The sequence below is a fragment of the Streptomyces sp. NPDC004788 genome (assembly GCF_053601115.1).
In genome coordinates, this window is the sequence record NZ_JBSGBF010000010.1 from 57,040 (window position 1) to 74,632 (window position 17,593).

Annotated in this window: 14 protein-coding genes and 1 riboswitch; of the genes, 10 read left to right on the plus strand and 4 right to left on the minus strand. The window is 70.6% G+C overall.

Annotation, left to right across the window (positions count from 1 at the left end; translation table 11 throughout):
• Window positions 1-9: 9 nt before the first annotated feature.
• A complete protein-coding gene (locus ACWEJX_RS07455; protein ID WP_451606575.1) occupies window positions 10-1,221 on the minus strand; it encodes a globin domain-containing protein in 1,212 nt (403 codons plus the stop codon).
• 105 nt (window positions 1,222-1,326) lie between these two features.
• Window positions 1,327-1,950, minus strand: coding sequence for a Uma2 family endonuclease (locus tag ACWEJX_RS07460; protein ID WP_451606576.1), 624 nt, complete (start codon window positions 1,948-1,950; stop codon window positions 1,327-1,329).
• 97 nt (window positions 1,951-2,047) lie between these two features.
• On the opposite strand from ACWEJX_RS07460, the gene ACWEJX_RS07465 reads away from it, so the two are divergent.
• From ACWEJX_RS07465 to ACWEJX_RS07510, 10 genes are all read left to right on the plus strand, one after another.
• Window positions 2,048-3,310, plus strand: a complete 1,263-nt coding sequence (locus ACWEJX_RS07465) for a cytochrome P450 family protein (RefSeq protein ID WP_451606577.1) — start codon at window positions 2,048-2,050, stop codon at window positions 3,308-3,310.
• A 114-nt stretch (window positions 3,311-3,424) separates the two neighbouring features.
• Window positions 3,425-4,429 (plus strand): transglycosylase family protein, encoded by a 1,005-nt coding sequence (locus tag ACWEJX_RS07470; RefSeq protein ID WP_451606578.1) that lies wholly within the window; start codon window positions 3,425-3,427, stop codon window positions 4,427-4,429.
• A gap of 258 nt (window positions 4,430-4,687) precedes the next feature.
• Window positions 4,688-4,861: riboswitch (cyclic di-AMP (ydaO/yuaA leader) on the plus strand.
• Window positions 4,862-4,864: 3 nt separating this feature from the next.
• The gene (locus ACWEJX_RS07475) at window positions 4,865-5,563 is read left to right on the plus strand and encodes a transglycosylase family protein (protein WP_451606579.1); all 699 of its coding nucleotides are present in this window, start codon (window positions 4,865-4,867) and stop codon (window positions 5,561-5,563) included.
• A gap of 239 nt (window positions 5,564-5,802) precedes the next feature.
• Window positions 5,803-7,089 carry a phosphopyruvate hydratase gene (gene eno, locus ACWEJX_RS07480; RefSeq protein ID WP_451606580.1) on the plus strand — a complete coding sequence of 429 codons (1,287 nt, stop codon included), beginning with the start codon at window positions 5,803-5,805 and terminating at the stop codon, window positions 7,087-7,089.
• Window positions 7,090-7,205: 116 nt separating this feature from the next.
• Window positions 7,206-7,676 (plus strand): FtsB family cell division protein, encoded by a 471-nt coding sequence (locus ACWEJX_RS07485; RefSeq protein ID WP_403801447.1) that lies wholly within the window; start codon window positions 7,206-7,208, stop codon window positions 7,674-7,676.
• A 31-nt stretch (window positions 7,677-7,707) separates the two neighbouring features.
• On the plus strand, window positions 7,708-8,256 hold the full coding sequence (locus tag ACWEJX_RS07490; RefSeq protein WP_451606581.1) for a DUF501 domain-containing protein: 549 nt from the start codon (window positions 7,708-7,710) through the stop codon (window positions 8,254-8,256).
• On the plus strand, window positions 8,253-9,173 hold the full coding sequence (locus ACWEJX_RS07495) for a Ppx/GppA phosphatase family protein (protein WP_451606582.1): 921 nt from the start codon (window positions 8,253-8,255) through the stop codon (window positions 9,171-9,173). The genes ACWEJX_RS07490 and ACWEJX_RS07495 overlap by 4 nt, the downstream gene beginning before the upstream one ends.
• A 425-nt stretch (window positions 9,174-9,598) precedes the next feature.
• Entirely contained in the window at window positions 9,599-10,984 is a 1,386-nt protein-coding gene (locus ACWEJX_RS07500) for an NAD(P)/FAD-dependent oxidoreductase (protein ID WP_451606583.1), read from the plus strand.
• A 171-nt stretch (window positions 10,985-11,155) separates the two neighbouring features.
• Window positions 11,156-12,451: a class I SAM-dependent methyltransferase gene (locus ACWEJX_RS07505; RefSeq protein ID WP_451606584.1), complete on the plus strand. Its 1,296-nt coding sequence runs from the start codon at window positions 11,156-11,158 to the stop codon at window positions 12,449-12,451.
• Window positions 12,452-12,565: 114 nt separating this feature from the next.
• Window positions 12,566-13,780 carry a phospholipase D-like domain-containing protein gene (locus tag ACWEJX_RS07510; protein WP_451606585.1) on the plus strand — a complete coding sequence of 405 codons (1,215 nt, stop codon included), beginning with the start codon at window positions 12,566-12,568 and terminating at the stop codon, window positions 13,778-13,780.
• Window positions 13,781-13,853: 73 nt separating this feature from the next.
• On the opposite strand, the gene ACWEJX_RS07515 is transcribed toward ACWEJX_RS07510, so the two are convergent.
• Window positions 13,854-16,385 (minus strand): ABC transporter permease, encoded by a 2,532-nt coding sequence (locus ACWEJX_RS07515; protein WP_451606586.1) that lies wholly within the window; start codon window positions 16,383-16,385, stop codon window positions 13,854-13,856.
• A gap of 125 nt (window positions 16,386-16,510) precedes the next feature.
• The gene (locus ACWEJX_RS07520) at window positions 16,511-17,284 is read right to left on the minus strand and encodes an ABC transporter ATP-binding protein (RefSeq protein ID WP_451606587.1); all 774 of its coding nucleotides are present in this window, start codon (window positions 17,282-17,284) and stop codon (window positions 16,511-16,513) included.
• Window positions 17,285-17,593 lie beyond the last annotated feature (309 nt).

The following is a 17,593-nucleotide window of genomic DNA, read 5'->3' on the forward strand; positions in this document are numbered from 1 at the left end:
GCAAGAGGCTCAGGGCTGGCGCGCGTCCGGGTCGTGCCAGTGGAGCTGGGGCGGCTCGATCAGCCACTCGGCGCGGGACCCGGGGCGGGTGGTGAAGCGGCCCGCGCTCGGCAGGCGGTCGTGGAAGACCCGGTCCGGGGCGGCGCCCAGCTCCGCCAGCTCCTCGGTGACCTCGGTGAGGAACCCGGGCGGGCCGGCGAGGTAGACGTCGTGGGCCGGCCAGTTGACCGAGGCGCGCAGCGTCTGGACGAGCCGCTCGGTGGCCTGGTCGCGCGGGCGGCGCGGGGCGGCGGTGATGTAGGTGACGTGCAGCCCGGGTATCCGTTCTCGGAACTGCTCGGCGTCGTCCCGTCCGTACAGGTACTCCTTGGCGCGGGCCACGAGGAAGAGCCGCCCCTCCAGGTCGGGCTCGTCCGCCGCCGCCTCTTCGAGCAGCGCCCGCACCGGCGCCCAGCCGGTGCCCGCCGCTATGTAGGTGCGGGGCTTGCCGGGCGGCGTCCGGGCGGTGAGCGCGCCGCCCGGGGCGGAGAGCCGCAGCGTCTCGCCCGGTCGGAGCCGCTCGGTGAGCGCGGTGCTCATCAGGCCGCCCTCGACGCGGCTGACGTGCAGCTCGACGGTGCCGTCGGCGCGGGGCGCGTTGGCCAGCGAGTAGGTGCGCCAGACCCGGGGGACGTGGAGGGTGCTGACGCTCACGTACTGGCCGGGGAGGTACGGGTAGGGCCGGCGCGGGCGCAGGGTCAGCAGCGTCAGGTCGTCGCCGTACCTCTCGTGCCCGATCACGTCCGCGTCCCACCAGGCCGGCTGCCCGTCCCGTACCGACTCCTCGGCGCCCGACTGCATCGCCTCCGCGAGTACCGCGTACGCCTCCGTCCAGGCCTTCTCCGCCTCGATCGTCCAGGCGGCGCCCGCCGTGTGCGCGAAGGCGGCGAGCAGGCTGGTGCCGACCGCCGCGTAGAGCGCGGGCGTGGCCAGGAACTTGCGGTGGTCGCGGCCCAGCCGCCCGAGGTAGCCGGCGAGCTCGGGGTCCTCCAGGTGGGTCACCACATGGGCGAGCGCGGCGAAGAGCCGGTCGCGCTGCGGGGCCAGGTTCTCGGGGAACAGCGCGCGCATGCCGGGGTTGTGCCAGAAGAGGTGCGAGTAGAAGAAGGTGACGGCGTGCTCCGCCCGCCTCTCGACGACCGCGAACGTGCTTCTGAGCAACTGGGGCAACTGGGCATCCACGTCCTGAATCTAGGCGACGCGGTCCTTCACACGGGTGGGCTTGGCCATTCCTTCGCCTTCGGGGCCGTGGCGAGGAGACCGGTGGCTCTGCCGGGGCGGCGAGGTTCAGGCCTGAGCGCCCCGCCGCCGGTTCACGGCGGTGAGATCGATGTCGATCTCGAACGGCAGGGTGACCTTGAGCCGGTCGTGGTGGATGCCCGTGACCGCGTAGCTGTTGGTGGCGGGGTCGAGCTCGTACACGTAGACCACGGGCAGCTCGCCGTTCTGCTCCACCCGCCAGAAATGGGGGATCCGGGCGGCGGCGTACTTACGGGGCTTGATCTCCCGGTCGCGCTCCACCGACTCCTCGGAGACGATCTCGACGGCGAGGAGGATGTGGCTGGGGTCGTACCAGGTCTGCTCGGGGCCGGTGCGGGAGCTCAGCGGTACCACCATCAGGTCGGGCTCCGGCCGGTCCCGCAGGCCGAGCTTGGTGGTCATCTCGCGGACGACGTAAAGGTCGTCCGGTGCGCAATCCAGCAGGGCGTTCTCCAGCAGGCGCAGGGTGGCCATGTGGAAGTCGGTCTGCGGACTCATGAAGAACAGTCCTCCGTCGAGCAGCTCGGTGTGCGGCGGGAGACCCGGAATCCGGTCGAGGTCGTCCGCAGTCCACCCACCGGCCGGCGGCGTCGGAAATGCGTACTGCTCTGCCCGCTCTTCATCGGCTGCGGCACTCATCAGCGCTCCCATGCGACGGAGTCTGGCGCTTACGGTGAGCCTACCCACCGGGAACGCGAGCCGGTCCACCGAACGAGTGAGCGGTCGGCGGGCCGGTTACGGTCGGGGCATGCACGAGCAGCCGTCGACCCCCGCCCCCGAGCTCTTCACCTGGGAGTTCGCCACCGATCCGTATCCGGCGTACGCCTGGCTGCGGGAGCACGCGCCGGTCCACAAGGCCACCCTGCCGAGCGGGGTCGAGGCGTGGCTGGTGACGCGGTACGCGGACGCGCGGCAGGCGCTGGCGGACCAGCGGCTCTCGAAGAACCCGGCGCACCACGACGAGCCGGCGCACGCGAAGGGCAAGACGGGGATCCCGGGCGAGCGCAAGGCCGAGCTGATGACGCACCTGCTCAACATCGACCCGCCGGACCACACCCGGCTGCGCCGGCTGGTGTCGAAGGCGTTCACGCCGCGCCGGGTCGCGGAGTTCGCGCCGCGTGTGCAGGAGCTGACCGACCGGCTCATCGACGGCTTCGCGGAGAAGGGGAGCGCGGACCTCATCCACGAGTTCGCGTTCCCGCTGCCGATCTACGCGATCTGCGACATGCTCGGCGTGCCGCGCGAGGACCAGGACGACTTCCGCGACTGGGCCGGGATGATGATCCGGCACGGCGGCGGGCCGCGCGGCGGGGTGGCGCGGTCGGTGAAGAAGATGCGGGGCTATCTCGCCGAGCTCATCCACAAGAAGCGGGAGGAGCCGGGCGACGACCTGATCTCCGGTCTGATCAGGGCGTCGGACCACGGCGAGCACCTCACCGAGAACGAGGCCGCCGCCATGGCCTTCATCCTTCTCTTCGCCGGTTTCGAGACCACGGTCAATCTGATCGGTAATGGTGTGTATGCCCTGCTTCGTCACCCGGAGCAGCGTGCCCGCCTCCAGGAGTCGATCGCGGCCGGGGAGACCGGGCTGCTGGAGACCGGGATCGAGGAGCTGCTGCGGTACGACGGGCCGGTGGAGCTCGCGACCTGGCGCTTCGCCACCGAGGCGCTGACCATCGGCGGCCAGGACATCCCGGCCGGCGACCCGGTCCTGGTGGTGCTCGCGGCCGCGGACCGGGATCCGGCGCGGTTCGACGAGCCGGACACGCTGGATCTGGCGCGCCGCGACAACCAGCACCTGGGGTACGGCCACGGCATCCACTACTGCCTGGGCGCGCCGCTGGCGCGCCTCGAAGGGCAGACGGCGCTCGCGACGCTCCTGACTCGCCTGCCGGACCTGCGACTTGGGGCCGATCCGGCGGAACTGCGGTGGCGCGGCGGGCTCATCATGCGTGGCCTGCGCACGCTTCCGGTGGAGTTCAGCGCTTCCCACAAAGCCGCGCGGAACTGACGGAGCGTCAAAGCTGTGATCTTCGCGTGATCTGCGCTGCATCGACTTGTGACGTGCGTTCGAATGCCGCTACGTTCACCCGCAACCTCAGCAGTCACGCGAAAGGCACTCCGCATGCGCTCCGGGAACGGACGTCACCGCAGACCCCGCCAGGCCCCCGCGATCGTCGTCGCCGCGGGAGTCACCGGCTCGGCCATGGCGCTGCCGCTGCTCGCCACCGGCTCCGCCTCCGCCGCCGACGCACCGACCTGGGACCGGGTCGCCGAGTGCGAGTCGGGCGGCGCCTGGAGCGCCAACTTCGGCAACGGGCTCTACGGCGGGCTCCAGTTCACCCAGGAGAGCTGGGAGCGGCACGGCGGCCTCGCCTACGCGCCGAGCCCCGACCTCGCCAGCCGCGCCCAGCAGATCGCCATCGCCGACAAGGCGCTCGCCGCCGGCGACACCCAGTGGGCCACCTGCGCGCCGATCGCCGGCCTGAAGAACGACGGCAGGAAGCCCGCCGTCGACCCGGGCCCGGCCACCACTCCCGCGCAGCCGGCCGCGCCCCAGGAGTCGAACCGCACCGAGGGGCTGCCCGCCGAGTCGGGCACGAAGACCACCGAGCCCTCGTCGAGCGCCACGACGCCCACCGCGCCCACCACTCCGGCCGCCCCGTCGACTTCGGCCACGCCGACCACGCCCGCCTCGCCGGACGCACCCACCACTCCCGTGACGCCCGGCACCTCCGTGACGCCCGGTACACCCGATGGTTCCGGTACGCCCGGTACGCCCGGTGCGTCCGAAACGGCCCCCACCGGCACCGGCAAGCACCGCGGTGACGCCGCGACAGAAGAACCGGGCGATACGGACGGCACGCCCGAATCCGGACGGCACGCCGCTCCGACCGGCGACGCGGCCGCGGACAACACGGACAAGACGCCCAGTGCGGACGAATACACCGTCAAGCCGGGTGACAGCCTGTCGGACATTGCACAGCAGAACGCCCTGCCCGGCGGCTGGACCGCGCTCTACGACGCCAACAAGAAGACGGTCGGCACCGACCCCGACCTCATCCTCCCTGGTCAGAGCCTTGAGTTGAACCTCGGGAAGACCGCGCCCCAGGTCACGCCTGAGGGGTAGTTAGGGGCTGAATGTCCGGTTCTGTGCAAGTGAGACATGAGTCTCTCTTGTCGAACGGCCGTGTCACGTCCGCAAACTTTGCGCGTTTCGCCCCTCACCTGCACAAACGTCACCTGACGGAGTGCAAGTAGGGGCGATTTTTCCGGGTTGATGGGCTTTGAACTTCCGCCGGGGGTGTGTCTACGGTCGTGACCGCTCGCCACCGCGGGCCCCGCCGACCGGTACGCCGAATCCTGCCGCCGGACGCCGGGAACAGTCGTCGCGCAAGCGCCGAAGGCAGGAGCGGGGGACCCAAGGTAAGTGCCGGCCCCGGCCGTTGAGACAGACGGCCGACGACCGGCTTGGGGTGGAGCCGCGTGCAAGGACACGCGGCCGGGCAACTCACTCGCCCGAACCCGACAGCTCACCTCGTAGGCGTCGGTGAGGAGAACTTCCATGCTGCTTTCCGGCAAGGGCAAACACCGTCGTCCCTCCAAGGCCACCCGCGTCGTCACCCTCGCCGGTGTCGCCGGCGTCGCCGTCGCCGCCCCGCTGATGACCGCTGGCACCGCCTCGGCCGCCACCGCCTCCGAGTGGGACGCCGTCGCCCAGTGCGAGTCCGGCGGCGACTGGTCCATCAACACGGGCAACGGCTTCTACGGCGGCCTGCAGTTCACCAACTCCACCTGGGCGGCCTACGGCGGCACCGCCTACGCCTCCCGCGCCGACCTGGCCTCCAAGTCGCAGCAGATCGCCGTCGCCGAGAAGGTCCTGGCGGGCCAGGGCAAGGGTGCCTGGCCGAGCTGCGGCGTCGGCCTGTCCAGCGCCTCGTACGACGGCGGCTCCGCCGAGGCCCCGGCCCCCGCCCCGAAGCCGGCCGCGCCGACGACCACCACCCAGCGCACCGCCGAGCAGCCGACCACCCGCAGCGAGAAGCGCACCGCGCCGAAGGCCGCGAAGACCGTCACCACGCCGACCGGCAAGAAGGTCGCCAAGGGTGACGGCGAGTACAAGGTCAAGGCCGGCGACACGCTGAGCAAGATCGCCCAGACGCACCACGTCAAGGGTGGCTGGCAGAAGCTGTTCCAGCTGAACAAGAACATCGTCCAGGACGCCGACCTGATCTACCCGGGCCAGCAGCTCCACCTCAAGTGAGCCTGACGGCTGTCCCCCCGCGGTGACCCTGGAACGGGCCCGGAGCCTGTGCTCCGGGCCCGTTTCGTACCGATCGGTAACCGGGTTCTTTCGTCCCCCAATGCATGCCCTTGGGTCCTTTTTCGTCCCAGGGGGCGGGCGCCCGGCTGGCCGGAGCCCCCGCGCCGGTTAGGCTCTTGTCGCAAGGCGAACGAGACCTTGCCGCATGCGTCACAACCAGCGTCACATCCCAGAAGGAGATGCTCGTGCCGTCCATCGACGTCGTCGTAGCCCGGGAAATCCTGGACTCCCGAGGCAACCCCACCGTCGAGGTCGAGGTCGGCCTCGACGACGGCAGCACCGGCCGTGCTGCCGTTCCCTCCGGTGCCTCCACTGGTGCGTTCGAGGCCATTGAGCTCCGCGACGGGGACCCCAACCGCTACCTCGGCAAGGGCGTCGAGAAGGCCGTCCTCGCCGTCATCGAGCAGATCGGCCCGGAGCTCGTCGGCTACGACGCCACCGAGCAGCGCCTGATCGACCAGGCGATGTTCGACCTGGACGCGACCGAGAACAAGGGCTCGCTCGGCGCCAACGCCATCCTCGGTGTCTCGCTCGCCGTCGCGCACGCCGCCTCCGAGGCCTCCGACCTCCCGCTCTTCCGCTACCTGGGCGGCCCGAACGCGCACCTGCTGCCCGTTCCGATGATGAACATCCTGAACGGCGGCTCGCACGCCGACTCCAACGTGGACATCCAGGAGTTCATGATCGCCCCGATCGGCGCGGAGTCCTTCTCCGAGGCCCTGCGCTGGGGCACCGAGGTCTACCACACCCTCAAGAAGGTCCTGAAGGACAAGGGCCTGTCCACCGGCCTCGGCGACGAGGGCGGCTTCGCCCCGAACCTCGGCTCCAACCGCGAGGCCCTCGACCTCATCCTCGAGGCCATCAAGCAGGCCGGCTACGTGCCCGGGAAGGACGTCGCGCTCGCCCTCGACGTGGCCGCCTCCGAGTTCTACAAGGACGGCTCGTACGAGTTCGAGGGCAAGTCCCGCACGGCCGCCGAGATGACCGAGTACTACGAGGAGCTCGTCTCCGCGTACCCGCTCGTCTCCATCGAGGACCCGCTGTTCGAGGACGACTGGGCCGGCTGGAAGACCATCACCGACAAGCTCGGCACCAAGGTGCAGCTCGTCGGCGACGACCTCTTCGTCACCAACCCGGAGCGCCTCGCCCGCGGCATCGAGGAGGGCACCGCCAACGCCCTCCTGGTCAAGGTCAACCAGATCGGCTCGCTGACCGAGACCCTGGACGCCGTCGAGCTCGCCCAGCGCAACGGCTTCAAGTGCATGATGTCCCACCGCTCCGGCGAGACCGAGGACGTCACCATCGCCGACCTCGCCGTCGCCACCAACTGCGGCCAGATCAAGACCGGCGCCCCGGCCCGCTCCGAGCGCGTCGCCAAGTACAACCAGCTGCTGCGCATCGAGGAGATCCTCGACGACGCCGCGGTCTACGCCGGCCGCAGCGCCTTCCCGCGCTTCAAGGGCTGAGCTTCACGGGCTGACCTGCCCTGACGCTGTAGTTACGGACGTCCCCGCACTCGGTCCCGTACCGTGTGCGGGGACGCACGTTTGATCAGACACGCGACGCAGGGGAGCCGCTGGACATGGCCGTGAAGGACCGGGACCGGTTCTCGACCGCGACCCGGATCAGGCTGCTCGGCGAGCAGACCGCTGCCCGTGTCTACCGCTCCCAGACCCGCCGCCAGGCCGCCCGCTCCCGGCTCACCGGCCGCGCGGCCTTCCTCGCGCTCGTCGTCTGCTCGCTCGTGGTGGCGCTCGCCTACCCGATGCGGCAGTACGTCTCCCAGCAGGGCGAGATCGCCGACCAGGAACGCAAGGCCGCCGACGCCGCCCGCCGGGTCGAGGAGCTGCGGGACGAGAAGGCCCGGCTCCAGGACCCGGCCTATGTGCGCCGGCTCGCCCGCGAGCACCTGCACTACGTGATGCCCGGCGAGACCGGCTTCACCGTGAACGACCCCGACGCGCAGGCCCGGCCGCGCACCGACCAGGGCGGCACGGACCGCCCCTGGTACGACAACCTGTGGGACGGCGTCGACAACGCCGACCGCCGCTGACCCACCCGTACCACCGACGACCAAGGCAGACATGGAAACGCCCCCTCCGCAGACCGAACGCACCGAGCCCACCGCCGCCGACGTCGCCGCGTTCGAGGCCCAGCTCGGCCGGCCGCCGCGCGGCCTGCGCGCCATCGCGCACCGCTGCCCGTGCGGCAACCCGGACGTCGTCGAGACCGCGCCCCGGCTCCCCGACGGCACGCCGTTCCCGACCACGTACTACCTGACCTGCCCGCGCGCCGCCTCCGCCATCGGCACCCTGGAGGCCAACGGGGTCATGAAGGAGATGCAGGCCCGGCTCGCCACCGACCCGGAGCTGGCCGCCGCCTACCGCGCCGCGCACGAGGACTACATCGCGCGCCGCGACGCCATCGAGGTCCTGGAGGGCTTCCCGAGCGCCGGCGGCATGCCGGACCGGGTCAAGTGCCTGCACGTGCTCGTCGGGCACTCGCTGGTGGCCGGCCCGGGCGTGAACCCGTTCGGCGACGAGGCGCTGGCGATGCTGCCGGAGTGGTGGGCGAAGGGCCCCTGCGTCACCCCGTGCGTGGACGAGCCGGACAAGGAAGAAGGCGAGAAGTGACCCGGGTCGCCGGAATCGACTGCGGTACGAACTCCATCCGCCTCCTCGTCGCCGACGTCCATCCGGTCACCGGCGAGCTGATCGAGCTGGACCGGCGGATGACGATCGTCCGGCTCGGCCAGGGCGTCGACAAGACGGGCCGGCTCGCGCCCGAGGCCCTGGAGCGGACCTTCGCCGCCTGCCGTGCCTACGCCGAGGTCATCAGGGAGTTCGGCGTAGGCGCCGACCGGCTGCGCTTCGTCGCCACCTCCGCCTCCCGCGACGCCGAGAACCGCGAGGAGTTCGTCGACGGCGTCGTCGGGATCCTGGGCGTCGAGCCCGAGGTCATCACCGGCGACCAGGAGGCCGAGTTCTCCTTCACCGGCGCCACCGGCGAACTGCACGGCGACGACCGCCGCCTGGTCGTCGACATCGGCGGCGGCTCGACCGAGTTCGTGGTCGGCAACAAGCACGTCGAGGCCGCCCGGTCCGTCGACATCGGCTGCGTACGCCTGACCGAGCGGCACGTCCGGCACGACCCGCCGACCGCCGAGGAGGTCGCCGCGATCCGCGCCGACGTGCGGGCCGCGCTCGACCTGGCCGCCGAGACCGTGCCGGTCACCGAGGCCGAGACGCTGGTCGGCCTGGCCGGCTCGGTCACCACGGTCGCCGCGATCGCGCTCGGCCTGCCGGAGTACGACTCCGAGCGCGTCCACCACTCCCGGATCTCCCGCGCCCAGGTCGACGAGGTGGTGGCCCGGCTGCTCGGCTCCACCCACGACGAGCGGGCCGCGATCCCGGTGATCCACCCCGGCCGGGTCGACGTGATCATCGCGGGCGCCCTGGTGCTGGAGGAGATCATGGAGCGCACCGGCGCCGCCGAGGTCGTCGTCAGCGAGCACGACATCCTCGATGGGATCGCGCTATCCGTCGCATAGTGCGTGCCTATAAGCCCCTGTGAGGCAGGCTCTGAGGATCCTCCGATACCCCTCCGGGGCACCTTGTGGAGCGGTCCGGCGAAAAGCTTCGTGAAGTTCTTCACAAGAGAATGGGCTCGGAAGGCCCTCCAGGAGCCCTCCTGGAGGGCCTTTGGCCCCTCCGAGGGGCTTCCCAGGGTCCTTTCCCAGGCGTGGGGGCCACTTCGCTCGAAGTTTCCATCGTGTGAACGCGCCCTGCGGTTCGGCGTTAAGGAAGGCTCTCCGGGCCAGTTCACAAGGGGTGAACAACGTTCGCCCCGAGCCCTTGGTTCCTTTGCTCGAACATGACGTGGGTCACGTGGGCGGCGGAGTGTAGCAGAGGTGCCCATCGAGCTTGTGAAGGGGCGCACGAGCCACCCCTCCTGAGGGGGTGGATACTCGGATGCATGAGCACCACGGAGCGTCCCAGGATCCTCGTAGTAGGCGGTGGGTACGTAGGTCTGTACGCGGCACGGCGCATCCTCAAGAAGATGCGCTATGCGGAGGCGACCGTCACGGTCGTCGACCCGCGGTCGTACATGACCTACCAGCCCTTCCTCCCCGAAGCCGCCGCCGGCAGCATCTCGCCGCGCCACGTCGTCGTCCCGCTGCGACGCGTCGTGCGCGGAGCCGAGGTGCTCACCGGCCGGGTCACCACCATCGACCAGGACCGCAAGGTCGCCACGATCGCGCCGCTCGTCGGCGAGGCGTACGAGCTGCCGTTCGACTACCTGGTCATCGCGATGGGTGCCGTCTCCCGCACCTTCCCGATCCCCGGCCTCGCCGAGCAGGGCATCGGCATGAAGGGCATCGAGGAGGCCATCGGCCTGCGCAACCACGTCCTCGAGCAGCTCGACAAGGCCGACTCGACGACCGACGAGGAGGTCCGCCGCAAGGCGCTGACCTTCGTCTTCGTGGGCGGCGGCTTCGCCGGCGCGGAGACCATCGGCGAGGTCGAGGACATGGCCCGCGACGCGGCGAAGTACTACCAGAACGTGAAGCGCGAGGACATGCGCTTCATCCTGGTCGACGCCGCCGACAAGATCCTTCCCGAGGTCGGCCCCAAGCTCGGCCAGTACGGCAAGGAGCACCTGGAGAGCCGCGGCATCGAGATCTACCTCGAGACGTCGATGGACTCCTGCGTCGACGGCCACGTCGTGCTGAAGAACGGCCTCGAGGTCGACGCCAACACGATCGTGTGGACCGCCGGCGTCAAGCCGAACCCGGCGCTCGCCCGCTTCGGTCTGCCGCTCGGCCCCCGCGGCCACGTGGACTGCAACGAGAAGCTCCAGGTCAACGGCCTCGACTACGTGTGGGCCGCGGGCGACAACGCCCAGGTCCCGGACCTGGCCTCGATCAAGGCCGGCGTCCCGCGCGAGCGCGCCTGGTGCCCGCCGAACGCCCAGCACGCCCTGCGCCAGGCCAAGGTCCTCGGCGACAACGTGGTGGCCGGCATGCGCGGCTTCCCGCAGAAGGACTACGAGCACGCCAACAAGGGTGCCGTCGCGGGTCTCGGCCTCCACAAGGGCGTCGCGATGATCGTCATGGGCAAGATGAAGATCAAGCTCAAGGGCCGTCTCGCCTGGTACATGCACCGTGGCTACCACGGCATGGCGATGCCGACCTTCAACCGCAAGATCCGCGTCTTCGCCGACTGGACCCTGGGCATGTTCCTCAAGCGCGAGGTCGTCTCCCTCGGTGCCATGGAGACGCCGCGCGAGGAGTTCTACGAGGCGGCCAAGCCCGCCCCGGCGCCGGCCGCCCCGGCGCAGGAGAAGGCCAAGGCCTCGTAACCTCCGCAGCACCAGCAGTACCCCGCAAGGGCCGTCCGCCATCCGTGGTGCGGACGGCCCTTCGCGTGTTTTTCCGGACTGATTTCGACGTCGTGGGAGTGGATTGCCTACCGACGGTGTTCCCATGGTGACAAGCATTTCTGGGGCACGAGATCACGGAGGTGTTGCACCATGGCCGACGCCGCGTCGCGGCTGACCGCGCTGGCCGAGGACGTGCTGGGAGCGAGGATCCCGGTGCGGCTGCGGGCCTGGGACGGCAGCGAAGCAGGTCCTGCGGGCGGCCCCGTACTGATCGTGCGCGAGCGCCGCGCCCTGCGCCGGTTCCTGTGGAAGCCCGGGGAGCTGGGCCTCGCGCGGGCCTGGGTGGCCGGTGAGATCGACGTCGAGGGGGATCTGTACGAGGTCCTGGACAAGCTCGCCGGGTTCATCTGGGAGCGCGGGGAGGAGTCCCGCAGCGCTCTGGAGACCGTGCGCGACCCGAAGGTGCGGGCGGCCGCCAAGACGCTCCTGAAGCTGGCGGGTCCGTTCCCGCCGCCGAAGCCGCCCGTCGAGGAGATCCGCGGCCGCAGCGGCGCCCGGCACTCCAAGCGCCGGGACAAGCAGGCGATCAGCCACCACTACGACGTGGGCAACGACTTCTACGAGCTGGTGCTCGGCCCGTCGATGGTCTACTCGTGCGCGTACTGGACCGAGGGCGGCACCCTTGAGGACGCCCAGCGCGACAAGCTCGACCTGATCGCCCGCAAGCTGCGCCTGAAGGAGGGCGACCGGCTGCTCGACGTGGGCTGCGGCTGGGGCTCGATGGCCATCCACGCGGCCAAGGAGTACGGGGCCCGGGTCGTCGGCATCACGCTCTCGCGCGAGCAGGCCGCGTACGCCCGCAAGCGCATCGCCGACGAGGGCCTGACGGACCGGATCGAGATCCGGGTGCAGGACTACCGGGACGTCGTGGACGGGCCGTTCGACGCCATCTCGTCGATCGGCATGGCCGAGCACGTCGGCTCGGTCCGGTACCGGGAGTACGCCGACATCCTGTACCGGCTCCTGAAGCCGGGCGGGCGGCTGCTCAACCACCAGATCGCGCGCCGGCCGGAGGCCGACGAGAAGGCGTACGAGGTGGACGCCTTCATCGACGCGTACGTCTTCCCGGACGGCGAACTCTCCCCGATGGGAAGCACCCTGACGACTCTTGAGGAAGCGGGCTTCGAGGTGCGGGACGTCGAGGCGATCCGCGAGCACTACGCGCTGACGCTGCGCCAGTGGGTGGCCAACCTGGAGCAGGAGTGGGACCGGGCGGTCCGCTTCACCTCGCCGGGCCGGGCGCGGATCTGGCGGCTCTACATGGCGGCCTCGGCGGTGTCGTTCGAGCGCAACCGGATCGGCGTGAACCAGTTCCTGGCGGTGAAGACGCCGGGCTCGGGCGACTCGGGGCTGCCGCTGCGGTCGCGGGAGTGGACCGAGTCGTAGCGTTTGGGGATACGTTTCGGCGGACGGGGTGCCGGTGTTCTCACCGGTGCCCCGTTCTTCCTGTGTCCGGATTGTCATGCATATGGCGATCAGCTATGCCCCGGAGGGGAACCCTTGCGCCCGCGCAGCCGATTCACCCGCCCCCTGCTCGCCCTGGCCGCCGCCGTCGGCCTCCTCACCGCCGCCCCGGCCCCCGCCGGCGCCGCGCCCGCCCCCGTGACCACCACCGCCACCTTCAACGACCCCTCGGGCGACACGGCCGCCCAGAACCGGATCCGCGACCACATCGCCGACCTGGTCGACCGCGCCGAGACCGGCTCCACCATCTCGGTCAGCATGTACAACTTCACCGACGACACCGTCGCCGCCGCCCTCGCCGCCGCGAAGACCCGCGGCGTGAACGTCCGGGTGATCCTCGACCACACCACCCTCGCCACCACCGGCAACGAGTACGCCGACCTCGCCCGCGACCTCGGCACCGACCGCACCCAGGGCTCCTGGGTCTACGCCTGCCCGGCCGGCCGCGGCTGCATCGGCACCCGGCAGCTGCCCGACGACCCCGACGGGGCCATCAACCACAACAAGTTCTTCCTCTTCTCCGCCACCGGCGGGGCGAAGGACGTCGTCGTGCAGACCTCGGCCAACCTGACCGGCCTCCAGCGCACCGACCTCTTCAACAACGCCGTCACGATCGTCGACACCGGCCTCTACGGCATCTACCAGAGCTACTTCGCCGACCTGCTCGCCTACGGCACCTCCCCGACCGGCCTCGACGACTACTACCGGACGCCGGCCGGCGGCCCGTACAAGGCGTACTTCTTCCCGCGCAAGGAGACCGCCGGCGGCTCCTACGACGCCGACGCGAGCACCGACACCGTCAAGCTCATCCTCGACAACGTCGACTGCGCCGGCGGCGCCACCCAGGTCCGGATGGCCGCCAACCTCTTCACCCGCCGCGAGGTCGCCACCAGGCTCGTCGAGCTGAAGAACGCCGGCTGCACGGTGATCCTCGCCCAGGACGGCGCCCCCGGCTCGATGAGCTCGGACGTCGAGTCGATCCTGTACGGCAAGCTCAGCAAGCGCGTCCAGTGCTACGAGGACCGGGGCACCGGCGTCGCCAAGGCGGGGCTGCACTCCAAGTACCTGCTCGTCGAGGGCACGTACGCCGGAGTGGCCGGCAAGAAGCTGGTGTGGACCGGCAGCCACAACTACACCTACCCGGCGCTGCGGTCCGGCGACGAGACGCTGCTGAAGATCGACGTCCCGGCGCTCTACGACCTGTACCGGGCCAACCACGACCAGCTGATGACGTACTGCGCGGGCAGCTGACCCGTACCGGCACACGCGGAAGGGCCGGGTCCCCCGGTGGGAACCCGGCCCTCTCCGCTCGCCCTTGACGGGACTACTCGGCCTTGATGGCCTGGAGCATGTTCAGCTTCGCCGCGCTGCGCGCCGGCCACAGCGAGGCGAGCACGCCGACCAGTCCGGCCAGGACCAGGAAGAGCCCGATCCGGCCCCACGGCAGCACCAGCGCGTACTCCGGCAGGCTGCTGCGCAGCGTCTCGCCGATCGCCCAGCCCAGGAACGAGCCGAGGCCGATGCCGACCACCGCGCCGAACACCGAGATGACCACGGCCTCCAGACGGACCATCCGCTTCACCCGGCGCCGGTCGAGACCGATCGCCCGCAGCATGCCGATCTCCTGCTGCCGCTCGAACACCGACATCGCCAGGGTGTTGACGACACCGAGCACCGCGATGATCAGGGCCATCGCCAGCAGGCCGTACATGATGTTCAGCATCATGTTGATGGCGCCGCCGAACTGGTCGCGGATGTCCTTCTGGTCCATGACCGTGATCGCCGGGTTGTCGCCGAGCGACTTCTGCACGGCCTTCTCGGCGGAGGCCGACGGGCCGCCGTCCATCTTCACGAAGATCTGCGGGATGTACGGCTTCGGGTCGTGCGCGTTGAGGATCTTGGCGTCCATGACCAGACCCGAGACGAACTCGCTCTCCTCGAAGAGCGCACCGACCTTCAGCGCACCCTTCTTGTGGTCCGAGTAGGTCACGCGCAGCTCCGAGCCGACCTTCCAGCCGTTCGACTTCGCGGTCTTCTCGCCGACCGCGACCTCGCCGCCGCCGAGCGAGCCGAGCGAACCGTCCACGACCTTGAGGTTGAGCACCTTCTCGACGTCACCGGGGGTCACACCGGAGACGGACTTGAAGCCCGGGCCCTTCACGTCCAGGTAGCCGGCCTGCTGCGGCGAGACCGCCGTCGCGCCCGGGGTCTTCTCCACGGCGTCCAGCGCGGCCTGGCTGAGGCCCTCGCCGCTCGCCATGGTGATCATGTAGTCGGCCTTGATCTGGTCGGTCGTCATCCGGTCCACGGCCGAGCCGACCGTCGCACCGAGCACCGACAGACCCGTGACCAGGGTGAGACCGATGGCGAGCGCGGAGGCGGTGGCGCCGGTGCGGCGCGGGTTGCGGACCGCGTTCTGGCCGGCCAGCGCGCCCGCCACGCCGAACGGCTTGAGCAGCGGCCGGGCCAGCGCGATCACCGGGCGGGACAGCAGCGGGATCAGCACGATCACACCGATGAGGGCGAGGAACGCGCCACCGGCGATCAGCATCCGGCCGTCGTCGCCGCCCTTCGAGGCGCCGCCGGCGATGCCGACCACGCCGAGGGCAGTGATGATCGCGCCGATGGTGTTCCGCACGACCAGGGACTTGGTGGTGGCGACCGCGTGGACGCTGCTCATCGCGGCGACCGGCGGGATCTTCGCGGCGCGGCGGCCCGGCAGCCAGGCGGCCAGCATGGTGACGAGGACGCCGACGGCGAGCGCGGAGAGCAGCGGGGTGGCGGTGACGACCAGGTCACCGGCCGGGACCTTCAGACCGAAGGTGCTCATCGCGGAGCGCAGCGCCGCGGCGAGCCCGATGCCGAGCCCGAAGCCGATCACCGAGGCGACCAGACCGACCAGACCGGCCTCCGCGAGCACCGAGCGGGTGATCTGCTTGCGCGAGGCACCGACCGCGCGCATCAGCGCGAGTTCCTTGGTGCGCTGGGCGACCAGCATGGTGAAGGTGTTGGAGATCAGGAAGATGCCGACGAAGAGCGCGATGCCGGCGAAGCCCAGCAGCATCTGGTTGACGGCGCCCATCCCGGCCTCGATGTCCTTGGCCTGCTGATCGGCCAGCTCCTGGCCGGTCTGCGCGTCCGCGGTGTCGCCGACGACCGGCTGCACCTCGGCGAGGATCTTGTCGGCGTCCGCGCCCGGCTTGGCGGTCACGGTGATGTCGAGGAAGTGACCCGGCTTCAGGAACAGTTTCTGCGCGACCTCGGTGTCGAACAGGACCAGGCTGCCGCCGGCGTTCACGGCGCCGTCCTCGGTGGTGAAGACGCCGGTCAGGGTGTACGTCTCGACCGGGCCGTTCGTGGCCACGCGGACCTGGTCGCCGACCTGGTAGCCGCCCTTCTCGGCGGTCTCCTTGTCGAGCGCGATCTCGTCGTCCTTCACCGGGCCGGTGCCGGCGGTGAAGGCGTACGCGGAGTCCTTGCCGTCCTTGCCGGGCGAGAAGTTGGTGCCCTTGTTGGACCAGCCTGCGCCGATCAGCTTGCCGTCCTTGTCCGGCACGCCCGCGAAGCCGCCCACGCGGCCGGTGGCGGAGGCGACGCCGTCGAGCGCGGCGATCTTCTGCCGGGTCTGCTCGGACAGGCCCGGAGTGGCGTTCGGGTCCTTCTGGTTCGGCGCGGCCGTGATGGCCACGGCGACGTCGTCGTAGCTCTTGGCGGACTGGTTGCGGAAGGCGTTGGAGAGGGTGTCGGTGAAGACGAGGGTGCCGGAGACGAAGGCCACGCCGAGCATGACGGCGAGCACGGTCATCAGCAGCCTGGCCTTGTGCGCGAGCACATTGCGCAGGGCGGTACGGAACATGGAGGGTCCTGAACGGAAGGTGGGACGGAGGACGGTGCCGGGGCCGGGCGGTGCCGGTGCCGGGGGCTCGGGGCCGGGGCCTGGGGCCTGGGGCCGGGCGGGGGCCCCGCGAGGGGCCCGGCGGCTCAGCTCGTGCGGCCCTTGGCGTCGAACGCCTTCATGCGGTCGAGCACGCCGTCCGCCGTCGGCTGGAGCATCTCGTCGACGATCCGGCCGTCCGCCAGGAACACGACGCGGTCCGCGTAGGAGGCGGCGACCGCGTCGTGGGTCACCATCACCACGGTCTGGCCGAGTTCGCGCACCGAGTTGCGCAGGAAGCCGAGGACCTCGGCGCCGGAGCGCGAGTCGAGGTTTCCGGTCGGCTCGTCACCGAAGATGATCTCCGGCTTGGAGGCGAGGGCGCGGGCCACGGCCACGCGCTGCTGCTGGCCGCCGGAGAGCTGCGAGGGGCGGTGGGAGAGCCGGCCGGACAGGCCGATCATGTCGATGACCTGCTGCACCCACTGCTTGTCGGGCTTGCGGCCCGCGATGTCCATCGGCAGCGTGATGTTCTCCAGGGCGGTCAGCGTCGGCAGCAGGTTGAACGCCTGGAAGATGAAGCCGATCTTGTCCCGGCGTAGCTGGGTGAGCTGCTTGTCCTTCAGGGTGCCGAGCTCGGTCTCGCCGATCCGGACGGAGCCGGAGGAGAAGGAGTCGAGGCCGGCGACGCAGTGCATCAGGGTCGACTTGCCGGAGCCGGAGGGGCCCATGATCGCGGTGAACTCGCCCTGCCGGAAGTCCACGCTGACCCGGTCGAGGGCGACCACCTGGGTCTCGCCCTGTCCGTAGACCTTGGAGAGGTCGGTGGCACGGGCGGCCACCGCGGCGGTGGTGCGGGGCACGGTGGAGTAGGTGGTCACGAGGTGGACTCCTGTCACTACGTCTGTTCGGGAACCACTCCATCGTGTCGAGCGTTGAGCCGCGGATCGTCCGTCCACGTGCCCGTTCCTGGGGGCGACTGGAGTCGGACCGGGGCGGCGGGCCGTCATCCTGAGGTATGACGGCGACCCTGAGGAGATTCCCGGCGCGGAGGGTGGCGGTCGCGTGGCGGCGCCGTGGTGGCCCCGTGGTGGCGAGGTGACGAACCCTCGCCCGATCCGGCGGCGAGTTTCCGTCATTCCGGACCCGGGAGCTTTGCTGCCGCGATCCCCGTCACACTTCGGCTCAGG